General features: G+C 62.0%; 12 protein-coding genes and 2 pseudogenes. 6 read left to right on the top strand and 8 right to left on the bottom strand.

What is annotated here, in order from left to right; translation table 11 throughout:
* Entirely contained in the window at positions 1 to 1305 is a 1305-nt protein-coding gene (locus QM685_RS25165) for a CitMHS family transporter (RefSeq protein ID WP_415120489.1), read from the bottom strand.
* Between the two features lie 97 nt (positions 1306 to 1402).
* Between QM685_RS25165 and QM685_RS25160 the strand changes: the two genes are divergently transcribed.
* From QM685_RS25160 to QM685_RS25150, 3 genes and pseudogenes are all read left to right on the top strand, one after another.
* Entirely contained in the window at positions 1403 to 2326 is a 924-nt protein-coding gene (locus QM685_RS25160) for a LysR family transcriptional regulator (protein WP_415120487.1), read from the top strand.
* Between the two features lie 138 nt (positions 2327 to 2464).
* A pseudogene (locus tag QM685_RS25155) lies at positions 2465 to 3396 on the top strand (anion permease).
* Between the two features lie 352 nt (positions 3397 to 3748).
* The gene (locus QM685_RS25150; protein ID WP_415120485.1) at positions 3749 to 3976 is read left to right on the top strand and encodes a hypothetical protein; all 228 of its coding nucleotides are present in this window, start codon (positions 3749 to 3751) and stop codon (positions 3974 to 3976) included.
* Between the two features lie 184 nt (positions 3977 to 4160).
* On the opposite strand, the gene QM685_RS25145 is transcribed toward QM685_RS25150, so the two are convergent.
* The 4 genes from QM685_RS25145 to QM685_RS25130 form a co-directional block, all read right to left on the bottom strand.
* Complete coding sequence (locus tag QM685_RS25145) at positions 4161 to 6389, bottom strand: NADP-dependent isocitrate dehydrogenase (RefSeq protein ID WP_415120483.1); 2229 nt, start codon at positions 6387 to 6389, stop codon at positions 4161 to 4163.
* A 491-nt stretch (positions 6390 to 6880) separates the two neighbouring features.
* The gene (locus QM685_RS25140) at positions 6881 to 7951 is read right to left on the bottom strand and encodes a formylglycine-generating enzyme family protein (RefSeq protein ID WP_415120481.1); all 1071 of its coding nucleotides are present in this window, start codon (positions 7949 to 7951) and stop codon (positions 6881 to 6883) included.
* Positions 7849 to 9477 carry an arylsulfatase gene (locus tag QM685_RS25135; protein ID WP_415120479.1) on the bottom strand — a complete coding sequence of 543 codons (1629 nt, stop codon included), beginning with the start codon at positions 9475 to 9477 and terminating at the stop codon, positions 7849 to 7851. The genes QM685_RS25140 and QM685_RS25135 overlap by 103 nt, the downstream gene beginning before the upstream one ends.
* 43 nt (positions 9478 to 9520) lie before the next feature.
* The gene (locus QM685_RS25130) at positions 9521 to 10795 is read right to left on the bottom strand and encodes an MFS transporter (RefSeq protein WP_415120477.1); all 1275 of its coding nucleotides are present in this window, start codon (positions 10793 to 10795) and stop codon (positions 9521 to 9523) included.
* A gap of 366 nt (positions 10796 to 11161) precedes the next feature.
* Between QM685_RS25130 and QM685_RS25125 the strand changes: the two are divergent.
* A pseudogene (locus QM685_RS25125) lies at positions 11162 to 11347 on the top strand (DeoR family transcriptional regulator); the annotation flags it as partial.
* A 149-nt stretch (positions 11348 to 11496) separates the two neighbouring features.
* Here QM685_RS25125 and QM685_RS25120 read toward each other — a convergent pair.
* Positions 11497 to 12816 (bottom strand): MFS transporter, encoded by a 1320-nt coding sequence (locus QM685_RS25120; RefSeq protein ID WP_415120475.1) that lies wholly within the window; start codon positions 12814 to 12816, stop codon positions 11497 to 11499.
* 98 nt (positions 12817 to 12914) lie between these two features.
* Between QM685_RS25120 and QM685_RS25115 the strand changes: the two genes are divergently transcribed.
* Positions 12915 to 13994, top strand: coding sequence for a LacI family DNA-binding transcriptional regulator (locus QM685_RS25115; RefSeq protein ID WP_415120473.1), 1080 nt, complete (start codon positions 12915 to 12917; stop codon positions 13992 to 13994).
* Positions 13995 to 14077: 83 nt separating this feature from the next.
* On the opposite strand, the gene QM685_RS25110 is transcribed toward QM685_RS25115, so the two are convergent.
* Positions 14078 to 14770 carry a phosphatase PAP2 family protein gene (locus QM685_RS25110; RefSeq protein WP_415120471.1) on the bottom strand — a complete coding sequence of 231 codons (693 nt, stop codon included), beginning with the start codon at positions 14768 to 14770 and terminating at the stop codon, positions 14078 to 14080.
* Between the two features lie 246 nt (positions 14771 to 15016).
* On the opposite strand from QM685_RS25110, the gene QM685_RS25105 reads away from it, so the two are divergent.
* Entirely contained in the window at positions 15017 to 15166 is a 150-nt protein-coding gene (locus tag QM685_RS25105) for a DDE-type integrase/transposase/recombinase (RefSeq protein WP_415120469.1), read from the top strand.
* 168 nt (positions 15167 to 15334) lie between these two features.
* Here QM685_RS25105 and QM685_RS25100 read toward each other — a convergent pair whose 3' ends face one another.
* Positions 15335 to 16465, bottom strand: a complete 1131-nt coding sequence (locus tag QM685_RS25100; RefSeq protein WP_415120467.1) for a porin — start codon at positions 16463 to 16465, stop codon at positions 15335 to 15337.
* Positions 16466 to 16558 lie beyond the last annotated feature (93 nt).

Genomic DNA, 16558 nt, shown 5'->3' with positions numbered 1-16558 from the left:
TCAGAGGGGAAAGATCCCGAGCACGACGCAGGCGATCGTCATCACGATCGATGCGCCGAACAGCAGGGGAAACGTGAATTTCTGATGATCGGCCAGATCGATCCCGCACAGGCCGACTACCAGAAAAGTGGCGGGCGTGAGCGGGCTGACCGGAAAACCGGTGGTCATCTGGCCGAGCAGCGCGGCCTGGCCGACGTGCACGGCCGGCACGCCGAGCTGGCCGGCCACTTCCGCGATCACCGGCAGCACGCCGAAATAGAACGAGTCGGGATCGAACAGCATGCTGAGCGGCATCGACAGCAGCCCGAGCACGACCGGAATATGACTCGCCATCGCGGGCGGCACGAAACCGACCGCGGCCTGCGCCATCGCCTTCAGCATGCCGCTGCCCTGCATCACGCCGGTGAATACGCCGGCCGCGAGCAGAATGCCGGCCATCATCAGCGCGGCGCGCGCGTGCGCGTCGATCCGTTTGCGCTGCATGTCGACGTTCGGATAGTTGACCATCAATGCGATGCACAGTCCCACCATGAACATGATCGCGGGCGGAATCTTCTCGCCCATCACGACCATCGTGCCGAGCACGACGAGCGTCAACACGATGTTGAACCAGAAGTTGCGCGGGCGGCGCAGCGCCTGTTCCTCCAGCGTCAGTTCGCGTTTGGGCATCGGTATCGACCCGCTCGCGGCGCTGAGGCCGAGGCGCTTTTCCTCGCGCCGCCCGAGCCAGTACGCCATCGAGAATACGAATACGAGGCCGATCACCTGCACCGGAATCAGCGGATTGAACAGCGCCGAGATCGGCAAATGCAGCGACGCCGACGCGCGGATCATCGGGCCCGTCCACGGCAGGAAGTTGATGCCGGCCGCCATCGACACCGCCGCAGCCAGCACGCGCCGGTCCATTTGCAGGCGGTCGTAGAGCGGCAGCATCGCGGGAATCGTGACGAGAAAGCAGACGGCGCCGGAACCGTCGAGGTGAATCAGCAGCGCGAGCAGCGTGGTGCCCATCACGATGCGCGTGGGTCGCGTGCCGACCGCGCGCAGGATGCGCTCGATGATCGGGTCGAGCGTGCCGGCGTCGGTGATCGTGCCGAAATAGAGAATCGCGAACACGAACATGCAGACGACGGGCGCGAGACTCTTCAACCCGTCGAGCACGAACTTGCTCGTCTGCAAACCGAAGCCGCCGAGCAGCGATGCCGCGAGCGGCACGATGATCAGCGCGACGAGCGGTGACATCCGTTTCGACAGAATCGCGCCGAGCAGCACGACGATGGTGGCCAGCCCCAGTAAAGGCAGCATGTGCTTGTCTCCAATTGTTTTTTACTGGGATCGAGCGTAAGTTCAGGGCAGCAATAAATCAATTGAAATGAATTGATTACAGCAATCACGAATCATCATGGATCTGAATCTACGAGACATCCGCGCGTTTATCGCGGTCGCGCAAACGGGCAGCTTCACACGCGCGGCGGCACGGCTGCATCTGTCGCAGCCGGCGTTGACGGTGCAGATTCGCCGGCTCGAGGAAACGGTCGGCCTGCGACTGTTCGACCGCAACAGCCGCAACGTCGCGCTGACGCCGACCGGCCGCGAACTGCTGCCGGTACTGCAGAAATCGCTGCACGACATGGAGCACGTGCTGCTCGATGCGCGCGCGCTCGGCGAAGGCGCGAGCGGCACCGTGCGCATCGCGTGTCTGCCGACGTTCGCGGCGAGCATGCTGCCCGAACTCGTGCAGGCACTGAGGAAGGCGGTGCCGCGTGTCGGCTTCGAGGTGCGCGATGTCGTCGCGAGCATGGTCAATACGCTGGTGCGCAACGAGGAGGCCGATATCGGGCTGACCGGCGGCGAGTTGAACGACACCGGGCTCGAAGTGCTGCACGCGGGCCTCGACCGGCTCGTCGCGGTGCTGCCGAAGCAGCATCCGCTCGCGCGGCGGCGCCGGCCGCTCACGCTCGCCGATCTCGCGAACGAACCACTCGTGCTGACCGCGCAGGGCACGAGTGTGCGCGCGGTCGTCGATGGCGCGTTTGCCGCCGCGCGGTGCGTGCCGCGCATCGCCTGCGAGCCGACCTACATGATGAGCGCGGTCGCGATGGCGCGCGCCGGGCTCGGCGTGACGATCCTGCCGGCGTCGGCGCGCGAGGTGCGCGCGGAACCCGAACTGGTCGCGCGGCCGATCGATGAAGCCGCGTTCACGCGGCGCATCGCGCTGATCCGTAAGCGCGGCAGAACCTTGCCGCCGGTCACCGAGACATTCGTCGCGATGCTGATCGAACGGCTCGGCGCGGACGATGCGTTCGAACGGAAGCCCACGGCGTGATACAACAGCGGTTGCGACATCCCCTTGCGAAACCGTGAGGCTCGCTGCGTCATATCGCGCAATGCATCGTGCATTGAGCGACCCCGGCATTGATCGACGAGGACGCGGCGAGCAGCACTCCACCGAGGAGCGACAGGCATGAGCGCATCGAAACCCGAAGCTCGAGCCGGCGCCGGCTCCGCCGGCCCCGCTCCGGTCGGACAGCGCGTGCCGGTCGGCCTGATCGCGAGCGTCGCCGCGCTGATCGTCGTGCTGCTGTTGCCGCTGCCCGCCACGCTGCCGCCCGCCGGACATCGGATGCTCGCGATTCTCGCGTTCGCGGTGGTCGTCTGGCTGACCGAGGCCGTGTCGTACGAAGCGAGCGCGATCATCATCACGTCGCTGATCGCCTTTCTGATCGGCACCGCGCCGACCATCGAGGATCCGGGCGTCGTCTACGGCACGTCGGCCGCAATCGGCATGGGGCTCGCCGGGTTCTCGAATTCGGCGCTCGCGCTCGTCGCGGGCGCGCTGTTCATTTCCGCGGCGATGACGATCACCGGCCTCGACAAACGCATCGCGCTCGTCACGCTGTCGCTGATCGGCGTGATCTCCGCATTCGGCGTCGACAAGCGCTCGAATATCGCGGCCGGCATCATGAGCTGCCGCGCATCGGCGTGATGGACTGGAAGACCGTGCAAAGCCGGATTCCGTTGGGAACGGTGATCGTGTTCGGCGTCGGCATCAGCCTCGGCACCGCGCTGCTCACGACGACCGCCGGCCAGTGGCTCGGTGATCTCGTCGCGCACCACACCGGGCTCGATCACGCGGGTGCGTTCACCGGGTTCGCGATTCTGTCCACGTTCCTGATCGTCATTCATCTCGGCTTTGCGAGCGCGACCGCGCTGACCTCGGCGATGCTGCCGATTCTGATCGCGGTGCTGCAATCGATGCAGGGTGACTTCAGCCGGCTCAGCATGACGATGCTGCTCGGCTACGTAGTCAGCGTCGGCATCGTGCTGACGATCGTCGGGTATCTGGTACTTCTGTTGTTCGCGGCAACGTGGTGGCGCTGGCTCGGCTGGTTGTGATGGTCCGGGCTGTGCCTCACGCGCGGCCCCTATTTTTCACGATACAAAACGATACCGCGCCTCGTAAAAAAACATGGTGCGTGGCACAAATCCGTCATTTCACGATGTCGCCCCGCGTTGCATATCCCAAAATGACGCGCCCAACCAATTGTTTTTAAAAGACTATTTTTAACGCCAAGAACGGTTTAACGCCCGCTTGCACGACGATCCGCTGACGTAGACTCTTTTACAAGAGCACGCGCTTCACGCAGTCGGATTCGAGAGGGCACGCCAACCAGCCCGCCCCAATCCCACAGATTGCGACGAAGCCGCCACGAACCGCGGTTTTTTATTGGCAACTGGGAGACAAAAAATGAAAGGCTTTCGCTTTGGTTCGATGCAAGGAGCGTTCTACATTCTGCCGGGTCAGGACGGCTGGCAAGCCACCTACGGCAACGAAACGCTGGGTGAATTTTCGAGCCCGCAACAGGCAGCCGACGACCTCGCGCGTGGTCTGAGTTGCGAGCATCTGTCCGAGCTCGACACGTCGACGCTCGAAATTCCGGAAAAGCTCGCCGACTGGGAAATCGTTCACGTGTAAGGACGGGTATGACCGCCAGACACGTAGACGAAAACGGGGGAGTAGAAACGACGATGGCGCCCGAGGGCGCCATCGTCGTATTTACGGCCTGGATTGCTGCTGTGCTTACCGCGCGACCTTGAACACATTGAAGACTGCTTCAGCCCCCACCGCCACGCTCACCACATCAGTCGCATGCGCGGCTTCAGGCAACCGAGTCGACGATCGCGTTCAGCGTCGCGCTCGGGCGCATCGCCTTGCTGGTCAGCTCGACGTTCGGACGGTAGTAGCCGCCGATGTCCACCGGCTTGCCCTGCGCCGCGCCGAGTTCCGCGACGATCTTCGTCTCGTTGTCGGCCATCGCCTTCGCAATGCCCGCGAACTGCGCCTGCAGCGCCGCGTCGTCGGTTTGCGCGGCCAGTGCTTCGGCCCAGTACATCGCGAGATAGAAGTGGCTGCCGCGGTTGTCGATGCCGCCGACCTTGCGCGCCGGCGACTTGTCGTTGTCGAGGAACTTGCCGGTCGCCTGATCGAGCGTCTTCGCGAGAATCTGCGCCTTCGGGTTGTGATACGCATTCGCCAGATGCTCGAGCGACGCCGCCAGCGCGAGGAATTCGCCGAGCGAATCCCAGCGCAGGAAGCCTTCTTCCACCAACTGCTGCACGTGCTTCGGCGCCGAACCGCCCGCGCCGGTTTCGAACATGCCGCCGCCGGCCATCAGCGGAACGATCGACAGCATCTTCGCGCTGGTGCCCAGTTCCATGATCGGGAACAGGTCGGTCAGGTAATCGCGCAGCACGTTGCCGGTGACCGAAATCGTGTCCTTGCCCGCGCGGATGCGCTCGACCGAGAACTTCGCCGCGTCGACCGGCGTCATCACGCGGATGTCGAGGCCGCTCGTGTCGTGATCCTTCAGGTACTGCTCGACCTTCCTGATGATCTGCGCGTCGTGCGCGCGCGCCGCGTCGAGCCAGAACACGGCCGGCGTGTTGGTCGCGCGGGCGCGGTTCACCGCGAGCTTGACCCAGTCGCGGATCGGCGCGTCCTTGGTCTGGCACATACGGAAGATGTCGCCCTGCTCGACCGGCTGCTCCAGCAGCACCGCGCCGGCTTCGTCGGTCACGCGGACCACGCCGTTCGCCGGAATCTGGAACGTCTTGTCGTGTGAGCCGTATTCCTCGGCCGCTTGCGCCATCAGACCGACGTTCGGCACCGTACCCATCGTGACCGGATCGAACGCGCCGTGCTGCTTGCAGTCTTCGATCACCGCCTGGTACACGCCGGCATAGCAACGGTCCGGAATCACCGCTTTCGCGTCGTGCAGCGCGCCGTCGGCGCCCCACATCTTGCCGGACTCGCGGATCATCGCCGGCATCGATGCGTCGACGATCACGTCGCTCGGCACGTGCAGGCTCGTGATGCCCTTGTCCGAGTTGACCATCGCGAGCGGCGGGCGCTGTTCGTACTGCGCCTTGATGTCGGCTTCGATCGCGGCGGCCGTTTCAGCGGGCAGGTCTTTCAGGCGCGCGTACAGATCGCCGATGCCGTTGTTCGGGTTGAAGCCGACCTTGGCGAGCGCGTCGGCGTGCTTCGCCAGCACGTCCTTGTAGAACACCGACACCACGTGACCGAAGATGATCGGGTCCGAGACCTTCATCATCGTCGCCTTCAGGTGCACCGAGAACAGCACGCCTTTGTTCTTCGCGTCGGCGATTTCCGCCTCGATGAAGCTGCGCAGCGCGTTCCTGCTCAGCACCGACGCGTCGATGATTTCACCCGCCTGCACCGGCGTCTTTTCCTTCAGGACCGTTTTCGTGCCGTCGGCGGCGGTCAGTTCGATCTTCACGTTACCGGCTTGCGCGATCAGCGCCGACTTCTCGCTGCCGTAGAAATCGCCGCCGCTCATGTGCGCGACGTGCGACTTCGAATCCGCGCTCCAGGCGCCCATCTTGTGCGGATGCTTGCGCGCGTAATTCTTCACCGACAGCGGCGCGCGACGGTCCGAGTTGCCTTCGCGCAGCACCGGGTTCACGGCGCTGCCCTTGATCTTGTCGTAGCGAGCCTTGACGTCCTTCTCGGCGTCGGTCGTCGCGACGTCCGGATACGACGGCAGCTTGTAGCCCTGGTCGCGCAGCTCGGCGATCGCGGCTTTCAACTGCGGCACCGATGCGCTGATGTTCGGCAGCTTGATGATGTTCGCTTCCGGGCGCGTGGTGAGTCCACCGAGCTCCGCCAGATCGTCGGAAGCCTTCTGTTCCGCGGTCAGGTAGTCCGGAAATGCGGCAATGATCCGGCCGGCGAGCGAGATGTCGCGCGTTTCAACGAGCACGTCGGACGAGCGCGTGAACGCCTTGACGATCGGCAGCAGCGAATACGTCGCCAGTGCGGGCGCTTCGTCGGTCAGGGTGTAGATGATCTTCGGCGATGTGGACATGATTGAGGCTTTGCTAGGAAGTGGTAGACAGAGCGTTGGCGGAGCCAGTGCAAATCGCGGCGCGGCGGCTACGGCGCCGTGCGACACGATGCAACCCACGGCCCCCGGGGTTTGCGGCACGACCGAGAGTATATGCGCGTTTTCCACTATCTGCTGCCGGACAAACAGGTCCAGAGACCACATCCAAAGGGGTCGAGCCCCGTCAGGCAAGGCTTTGCGGGCAATTACCTATCTCTTAAGACAGATATCTTATAGATGACTTGGGACCTTCGAATTATTTTCAGATGAGAATGGGTTGCATTGGCATGGTGGCTGATTCGCGGTTTGCGCGGCGGCAGGGTCGTCACGTTCTGTTGGAAATGGTTCCGGCAAGTCCACGGAACATATCGATCGGCCAGCGCCGCGGCGACGCCCTGGCACACCAGCAGGCTGACGCGACCCGGAGTTTTAATCGTCACGGTGAACCGCTGCGTAGCCTTACCACGGGCCTATCAACAAAATGAGTCCGCCACCCGAAATCCGATATTGCTTGCGGACGTCGTCGGCGTATTGGAACTTCGCGCGGCGACACGGTAGCGATTGCAATAGGAATCGTGGCACAGGAATGAGCCCCCGCGCATGGAGCGCTTGCCCGTTGGCACATCGAGGCGCGGATCGTCCGGTTCGGTGAGCGCGTGATATTGCGGCGAGAACCAGTCGGCGCACCACTCCCAGACATTGCCACTCATGTTGTAGAAGCCGAGTCCGTTCGGCTCGAAAGCGTCCGCGTGCATCGGGCCGATGCCCCATTCGGCGGTGCTCGAACGGGGAAAGTCGCCCTGCCAGATATTGCAGCGCGCGCGTCCGTCCGGTTCCAGCACGTCGCCCCACGGATAGCGCTTCCCGATCAGTCCGCCGCGTGCCGCGAATTCCCATTCGGCTTCGGTCGGCAGCCGACACTTCGCCCATGCGCAATAGGCTTGCGCGTCATCCCACGAAATATGCACGACAGGATGGCCGGGGCGGTCGTGAATGTGGGAACCCGGCCCCTCGGGCCGTTGCCAGCAGGCGCCTTCGACATCCAGCCACCAGTGCAATCCCGGCGCGACACGTCGCATCTGTTCCCGGCGCGACGCGGTCACCTGCAGATAGAAAACGAACGACGTCCCGATCTGCTCCGCAGTCGTGATATAGCCGGTCGCCCGCACGAACGCACCGAATTCGCGATTGGTGACGGTCGTCGCGCCGAGCGCGAAATCGGCAACGAACACACGACGAGCAGGACCTTCGCCATCGCTGGCAAAGCCTTCGACCGCGTCGGTCCCCATCTCGAATGCCCGGCCCTTCAATTGAATGAGCGTGCCTTCGTAGCCCGGTTCCGCAACGGCATCGCGCGGCTCGCTCCTGCAGTCGCTCTGAGCGCTTCGATGCGGCGTGCAGCACGCCCGCGGCGCGCCAGCGTCGCGAAACCGGGGTTCATTCATTTTGTTTCGTCGTCCTTTTCCCAGAATGCGGGCTCGTCCTGCTCCGCCATCAACGCGAGAATCTTCTCGCGCGGAATCACGCCGCAGCGCGCCGCCCATGCATCGTATTCGCTCGCCATCGCCGCCACGCGATCCGGGTACTGGCCAGCGAGATCGTTGAGTTCCGTGCGGTCCGCGTCCATATCGTAAAGCTCCCATGGATTCGGGTATCGCTTCACCAGCTTCCATTTGCCGATGCGCACGGCGGCATTGCCTTCATGCTCCCAGAACATCGAGGGGCGCTCGCCGGCGTCCTCGACGAACGACGTGCGCAACGAGTGCCCTTCGAGCGGCGCGATGTTGTTGCCGGCATGCTGCTCAGGATACGTCGCACGGGTGATGTCCAGCACCGTCGCCATCACGTCCGGCAGATAGCCTGGCGAATGACGGATTTCGCCTTTCGCCTCGATGCCGTTCGGCCAGTGAACGATGAAGGGCGTCGAGATGCCACCCTCGTGAATCCAGTGCTTGTAGAGCCGGAACGGCGCGTTCGAGAGATTCGCCCACGCCGTGCCGTAGCTCTGGTAGGTATCCTCCGCGCCCGGCATCAGGTCCGGATTGTTCCCAAAGCGCACTTCCGCGCCCTTTCGCGTGTGCGATCTGGCAATCTTGAGATTGTTGACGAGGTCATCCACGGTCACGCCTTCAGGAATGTCTTCCGCGCACGCGCCGTTGTCCGAGAGGAAGATGATGACCGTGTTGTCGAGCTGGCCGTTCTGCTCGAGCGCCGCGATGATTCTGCCGATGCCCTGATCCATGCGGTCGATCTGTGCGGCATAGACTTCCATGCAGCGCAAACGCCACGCCTTATGGTCGGCTTCGGTCCATTCGGGTTGCGTGGGATCGCGCTCGCTCAGGCGCCAGATGTCGCGCAGGATGCCATCGTCCACGAGTCGCTTCAGACGCGCTTCGCGAAGCGCGTCCCAGCCCGCGTCGAAACGGCCCTTGTACCTGGCGATGTCCTCCTCATGCGCGTGCAGCGGCCAGTGAGGCGCGGTGTAGGCGATATACTGGAAGAACGGCTTGCCGGGATGTTCCGACACATGCTTCTGGATGAAGGACACCGCCTCGTCGCTGATCGCATCGGTGTAGAAGAACTCGTCCTTCTCCGACGCCTCATGCTCGATATTGGTGTTGCCTCGCGTGAGCGTGTTGGGATCGTAGAAGCTGCCCGCGCCGATGATCGTGCCGAAGAACTCGTCGAAGCCGCGCTGCATCGGCCAGGTGTCGGTGGGTTCGTCCAGGCTGCTCGCCACGTGCCATTTGCCGCTCATGTACGTGCGATAACCATTCGACTTCAGCACTTCCGGGATCGTCACGCACTGTTTGTTCAGATTCCCCGCATAGCCTTCGGGACCATAGTCGTATGTCAGCACGCCGATACCGGTCTGATGCGGATGAAGTCCCGTCAGCAGCGAAGCGCGCGAGGGACTGCAACGCGCGGTGTTATAGAACTGCGAGTAGCGCAGGCCGTTGCGGGCGAGCCGATTCAGATTCGGCGTTTCGATTTCCCCACCGTAGCACCCGATGTCCGAGTAGCCCATGTCGTCGTTCAGGATGAGGATGATGTTCGGTTTGCTTTCCATACTGGCCTCGGTGCGCAAAGAAAATGGAATAGAACGGCGACGATCAGGTCTGGGATTCCAGATTCGGCTTCACTGCCCCGCGCGCTTCGCGCTGCGGTTCGTGCGCGAACCACACGAAGACCGCCGCAATCAGAAGCGAGATGGGCAGCGCGAGAATCGCGCTCTGAAGCCCGAGTTCCTGCGCGAGGATGCCGCCCGACAACGGCCCGAGCACCGCGCCGACCTCGCCGCCGAATAGCGCCACGCCGAACGCGGTGCCCGCGAGGCGCGGATCGGTGGAGTCCATCACCAGCGCGATGGCCGTCGAGATATAAGCGCCGAATACTCCGCCCAGCACCATCAGCACGAATAGCATCGGCACGCTTTGCGCCTGTGTGAAGCCCCAGAGGCACACCGCAGAAATCGGCGTGAGAACGCTGATGGTGCGCTTGCGGCCGATGCGATCCGCGAGAAAGCCGCTCAGCACGAGGCCGATGGACACGCCGCCGAACAGCGTGGCCGACATCAGCCCGCCATTGAGGAACGACATGTGATGCACCTTGATGGCATACGCCGGAATCCAGGTGGCGGCCATCCAGAAGGTAAAGTTGTACAGCCCGTGCATCACGAACACGACCCAGACATTGCGCATGCCGATCACATCGCGAATGCGCGACGTGCCTTTGTCGATATGTAGCGCGACCGCTTCGTCGTGACCCGGCGTTTCGATTCTGGGCCGCTCCTTGACGCGACGCATGAAGATAAATCCCGACAGGAGCGTGATCACGCCACAGATCGGCCACACGGCACGCCAGCCCATATGTGCGCCGACGACCGTCGCGGCCGCGATGCCCGCCAGCGTGCCCAGGCTGTAGCCGGTCTCCCAGATCGCGAGCGCACGGCCGCGTTGCTTATACGGAAAGCTCTCGCTTACCCAGGCGGCGGCGGCCGGATACTGCAGCCCCTCGAAGATGCCAGTCATCACGCGCACGGCCGCGAAGGATTTAACGCCCGTGACGAGTCCGGTCAGGCAGGTCGCCACGCCAAAGCCGAATACCGAAATGACGGTCATCGGCTTGCGGCCGTAGCGGTCCGCCAGCAGACCGCCGAAGAACGTCGAGAGGTAGCCGATGAAGAAGAACGAGACGAGTCCGCCGGCTGTCGCATAGGAAATGCCGAACTCGGCGATGATCAGCGGCAGCAGCGGCCCGATGAGACCCCGGTCCGAGAAATTGAGCAGCCACATGAACCAATTCCAGAACAGGACGCGACGCGCATAAATCGGCCAGTCCGGCCCCTGCTTGTAGACCACCTGTTCGAGTTGTGTGCGCGCATGCATGGCGCAGTCTCCTTAATGTTGGTACCGCCTCGGGTTGTCGGTACCGCCTCAGGTGCCCGACGCAGCCTCGAGCGTGGCCTAATTTCGAACTATAAGGAACAACTTCGAAAATCGAAAGTTCGTTTTCGAATTTTTTGGTAGGGGTTAACGATAGTGAATGTCGTTGAATTTTCTCAGGATTCAGCGCCTTCACCGCGCGTGGCCTTGCTCCGCGTGCCTATAATCGGCCGACGCAAACATGCGCCGATTAGGCCCGACCGGGCCAGATTGTTCGGATGCGAACCTGAACGCACAAAACTTCGCCGCTACAAAACCTGACTGACGACCATGAACAGGCCGACTCGCATCACGCTCAATGCACGGCAACAGGAAATCATCGAACACGTGCGCACCACGTTTCTGGTGGCCGACCATTCGAAGTTCGGACGCCCGGCGCTCGTGCGGCAAGGGCACCTGAACCAGATTGACAAACTCTTCACCGACGCCCCGCTGCCCGATGAAATGGCCGATGCCGTCACAACTTCCGGCGTCGAGGTTTTTTTCGCCGGATAAACAGCCGCCGCTGGTCGCCTTACCTTTTCTTCAGCGTTCGTCAGGTTTTCAAAAACGAACATTTTCGTCCGATCGAGCAATTTGACTCCTGGAAAGAGCCGACGGCATGCAGGGCATGACTTGCGAACTGCTCGTGGCGAACGGCGGAATCAACGGGAATCGACAGCCCCGTCCAACCTCACGCGCGCGCTTTCCGCGCCGCGAGCTTCCGGCGCCGTCGACGAACGACGAACGAGCGTCCACAGCAACGCCGCGCCGATCAGATCGCCCAAACCGAGCGCGACGAAAAATGGCGTATAGCCGACGCGCGTGACGAACCAGCCTATCGTCATCGTGAACGCGAAGTTGCCGAGCCCCGCGACGAGCGCGGCGAGACCGGTCACCGTGCCGACTTCGCGGCGCGGAAACAGATCGGCCGACATCGAGATCACCGTGATCGACAGCGTCTGATGCGCGAAGCCGCCGAGGCACAGCAGAAACACCGCCACCGCCGGATCGTGGACGAAGCCGACGCCCGCCATGCCGGTCATCAGGAAAGCGGCCATCGTGAACGCGATGCGCTTGCCGTCGACGATCGGCACGTCGAAGCGGCGCTTCAGCCACGCCGACAGCGGGCCGCCGACCATGCAGCCGAGGTCGGCCGCGACGAACGGCAGCCACGCGGTCAGCGCGAGCGCCTTCAGATCGAAGCCGCGCGCCTGGTACAGATAGAGCGGCATCCAGTAGACCAGCGTGCCCCACACCGGATCGGCGCAGAAGCGCGGCAGCGCGATGCCCCAGAAATTGCGCTGCCCGAGGATCTCGAAGAGCTTCGGCTGCGAACCGTCGGCGGCGCGCCAACCCGCCTCCCGGGATGCACCGATGTACGCGGCCTCTTCCTTCGACAGCGCCGGGTGACGGTCCGGATGCCGGTAGAGCAGCAGCCACAGCACCGCCCATGCAAGCCCCAGGGCGCCGACGATGATGAACGCGACATTCCAGCTATAGCGCAGGATCGACCATGCGATCAGCGGCGGCGCGAAGATCGCGCCGGTCGACGTGCCGAGGTTGAACACCCCCGCGGCCGTGCCGCGTTCCTGCGACGGAAACCAGTACGCCGCCGCGCGCATGCCGCCCGGAATGAATGCGGCCTCCACGAGGCCGAGCAGGCCGCGCAGCACGAAGAGCCCCAGCCAGCCCGACGCGAAACCGTGCGCGATGCAGATCAGCGACCACGCGACACCGCACATCAAAAAGCCCATGCGCAGCCCGACGCGATCCATCAGATAGCCGGTCAGCGGCGCGCCGACCGGATACATGACGAGGAACGCTCCGGTGATCCAGCCGTATTCATGCGTGGAAATGTTCAGATGGTGCAGCACCGTCGGCGCGGCCACGCTCAGCGAACTGCGCGCGAGATAGTTGGTGATCGTGCCGAGCGTGAGCAGCCCGATCATCCACCAGCGCAGTCCTTTTACCTTGATCGTCATGGGTTATCTCGTGTCTCCGTTCTTCGATTTGTCGCGCTCGCGTTTGCATGGGATTATCGATACTATAAAAAAGTACCGGAAAACGTTATCCACTATCGATGAAGAAGAGTGCCACCATTCGCGACGTCGCGGCCGCAGCAGGCGTGTCGGTCGCGACCGTATCGAAGTACATGAATGGGGCACAGCGTTTCACCCCGGCCGTCGAGACCCGGCTCAAGGAAGCCATCGAACAGCTCGGCTATCGCTCGAATCCGCTCGCCCGTTCGATGATCACCGGGCGCACGCACACCATCGGTCTCGCGATCCTCGACATCCGCAATCCGCATTTCACCAATATCGTGAAGGGTGCCAACCGCGTCGCCCTGCAACACGGTTACACGCTGCTGCTCGTCGATACCGAAGAGAGTCAGGAACGGGAAAAGACGCTGATCGAATCGCTCGCGCTGCGTGTCGACGGCATGATCGTCAGTTCGCGCATGCCCGACGATTCCGTGCAATGGCTGCTCGACCTCGGCAAACCCGTCGTGCTGTTCGGACGCAGCACGCGCTTCCAGATTTCGAGCGTCGGCACCGACAGCAACCTCGCGGGCTACATGCTCGCGAATCATCTGCTCAAACTCGGCCACACGCACATCGCCTATCTCGGCTTTGGCCGTTCACGCTGGAACGACGAACGGATTCGCGGCATCCGCACCTGTCTCGACGAATTCGGCCTGCCGCTCGACGTTCACGACGCACGGAGCCCGTCGGCCGCCGCCGGCGAGCATGCGTGCTCGGCACTGATGCTCGGCCCGAAACGCCCGGACGCGGTGATCTGCTACAACGACCTGATCGCGCTCGGCTTCATCAAGGAAGCACGTGAACTCGGTTTCCAGTTGCCGCGGGACGTGTCGGTGGCCGGCTTCGACAACGTGCCGTATGGCGAATACGCGTCGCCGTCGCTGACGTCGGTGGATTTTCAGAGCGAGAGGATGGGCGAGCTCGCGATGACGAAGCTGATCGACGAACTGCATGGCAACGCCGGAGAAAGCGCCGGTTATTCGATGCTCGATCCACATCTGGTGGTGCGCGAATCGACGATCAGGCGCGGGGCGGCGGTGCAGGTGGGTTCCGCCGCGGGCGGCAGCGCCGGGGAAAGTAAAGTGCCGCGGAACGCGAGCCGGATGTCGGCGGGGTAACGGTCCGCCGTCGCGGGCCGCTATGCGTCCGCTGTTACCGGTAAAGTCGCCTGTCGCAAGTTCACGCGCAGCGACGATCACGATCAAAGCACTTTTGAAGCCACACTCGCAATCCTGCGAAGTTCATCGAACTGCGTAACGAGTTCGTAGCACAAGATGAACGCCAGCATGTACGAAGGCCCAGGGTAGCGCTTGATCCATCGCAACAATGGCGCGGCATAACGTGTCCGGATCGAGGTTCGCGTCATCAGAAAAGTAATGGCAATGCCGATCGCCGCGCCTGCGAGCAGGTCGGTGGGATGGTGGAAGCCGAAGTAAGCGCGCGGCAAACAGATGAAGATTGCCGTGTAAAGAAATGCGAGCACGCCAATGAGACGGGAAACGATAAAAATACCTGTCGCGACTGACATCCATAACATCGCATGGTCGCTCGGGAATGAACTCCATTTGGACAGCATCGCGTCATACAGAGATTCTGAAGCAAAGTGCAAATGCAAATCAGTATCATAAACGGGGCGCACCCGGAATGGCAGAGTGTTAGCGAGTAATCGTCCGACGGCGAGCGCCAGCAAACCACTAACAACGGTCGCAACGACCACTTCGCGGTGCCATTCCTGACGTTCGCTGGGTTGAAACCAGATCCACCACAAGATAGGAATAAGCACGAGCCCTCTGAACATGTACATATCCGTGAAGGCTCTCATCGCGAGGTTCGGCAGCAGGCCGAGATTCAAATGCGCAAGATATGTTTCGATCGGTGTATCGAAGTTGATCATTTGTTGTCGTACCATCGAATTCGTAGTGACAGAAGGCGGGCTGACAGTGGTGACGACGCCCACGCACTGTACCCCGACCCTGGCCCGCTACGCGCAAACCCGCGCACTGCCGTACTTTCTCCCGGGTGCCCTTTCCGGTTCCTCAACGGTTGGTAAATTCCTCCCTTTATCCTCGATTGCCTATCCGGTATAGCCCCCATGCTCACCGGCTCTTTCATTGAATCTATTCACCGATGAAAGTCCACCATGGTAATAACATTTACCAGCACAAGGTATCTGGCCAATCTGATCGAGCAGGATCACCGCGACGTCAAGTCCACGGTCAATGCAATGCCCGGCTTCAATCTATTCAGGAATGCGAGCGTTACGATTTCCGGCATTGAGCTGATGAAGTAACGGCGAATATTTCGCTCATCGCTTACGCCTGCAATTTACACCATAACCAGATTCTGCCTGTCGGAGAATTTGAGTTTTAAAGCTGTCGATTTAAACACCTGCTTTGGCCACGAATAGGGCGGCGCCTTTCAGAGCGCGCCGCCTCGCCGGTACAAGCGGATATCGAGATCAGAACCGTGTACGAATGCCCGTCGTCAATTCGAGCTGGTTCTTCGCGCCGAATGTCGTCGCGACGACGTAGCCGTCGTGCAGCTTCATGTAATCGCCTGCAATATAGAGTTCGGTGCGCTTCGACATGTGATAGAACATCGACGCATACAAGGTCTCCTTATAACCGCTTGCAGTACCGCCGCCGGGATTGAAGCCGAGGTTGGCATTCGCGGTGCCACCCGTGTCGTCGAATGCGGCATTCGATGCATGCATCTGCTGATAACCGATCGCGTAATCGAACGGCCCCTTCGGCGATAGTTTGAGCGACACGGTCCACGCATTGTCGTGACGTTGACCGAGCGCGCCCTGATCACCCGAGTAGTGGAAGTAACCGGCGTTCAGACGCACGATGCTGTACGTGTAGTTGCCGCCGATCGAATACGCCTGGTTCGTGAAACCGCCGTTGTTGACGTGGTTGTAAAACGCGGACACGTTGAACGGGCCGCCGTTGTAACCAAGGGCGCCGGTGTAGGTCGCGTCGGTGCCGAAGCTCGTGTGATTGCCGAACGCGTAGCCTGCTGCGGCAAATACGCCGTTCGTGAAGAGCTTCTTCCAGACCACGCTGTTTTCATAACGCGTGCCAGTCGCGCTGCCCGCGTAGAAAATCAGTTGCTTGAAGTTATTCGCATTGGTCCAGCCGCCTTCTTCGGTGGTCAATGCGGCGCTGCCGTAGGGGTCGCCGTAAATCGCCGCGGCGTCGCGTGCAACGGTATTCTGGAAGCCGGCGGTGACCTTGCCGAATGTATCGCTCTCGAAGCCGACCCAGGCATCGCGGTCAAATATTTGTCCCGGGTCTTCCATCCCGCCGTCGCTCACGCGGTATTCCGCTTCGAGCCGGAAGATCGCCTTCAGCCCACCACCGAGATCTTCCGCGCCTTTCATGCCGAAGCGGCTGCCGCTGAACCACGGCTCACCGTTGATGCCCATCGAAATCACATGCTTGCCGTCGGCATTCGCATTGGTCTGATATGACACCGCGCTCAAATCCATCAAGCCGTAGAGTTGCACGCTCGATTGCGCGTGCGCACCGCTCATCGTCAATGCACCGGTGCCTGCCGCGAACAGCAATCTGGTCTTCTTACCCATCATCTCCTCCGATCCTGCTGTGTTGAATTGATCCGATATCGCTTGAATAGCGAAGCCAAGAATAGTCAGGTCAATCCTTCACGCCTCTTTCGCGAC

This window comes from Paraburkholderia sp. (assembly GCF_047605525.1).
Classification (GTDB): Bacteria; Pseudomonadota; Gammaproteobacteria; order Burkholderiales; family Burkholderiaceae; genus Paraburkholderia.
The sequence above is the reverse complement of the archived record's forward strand: the minus strand, read 5'-3'. Positions and strand labels throughout refer to the sequence as shown.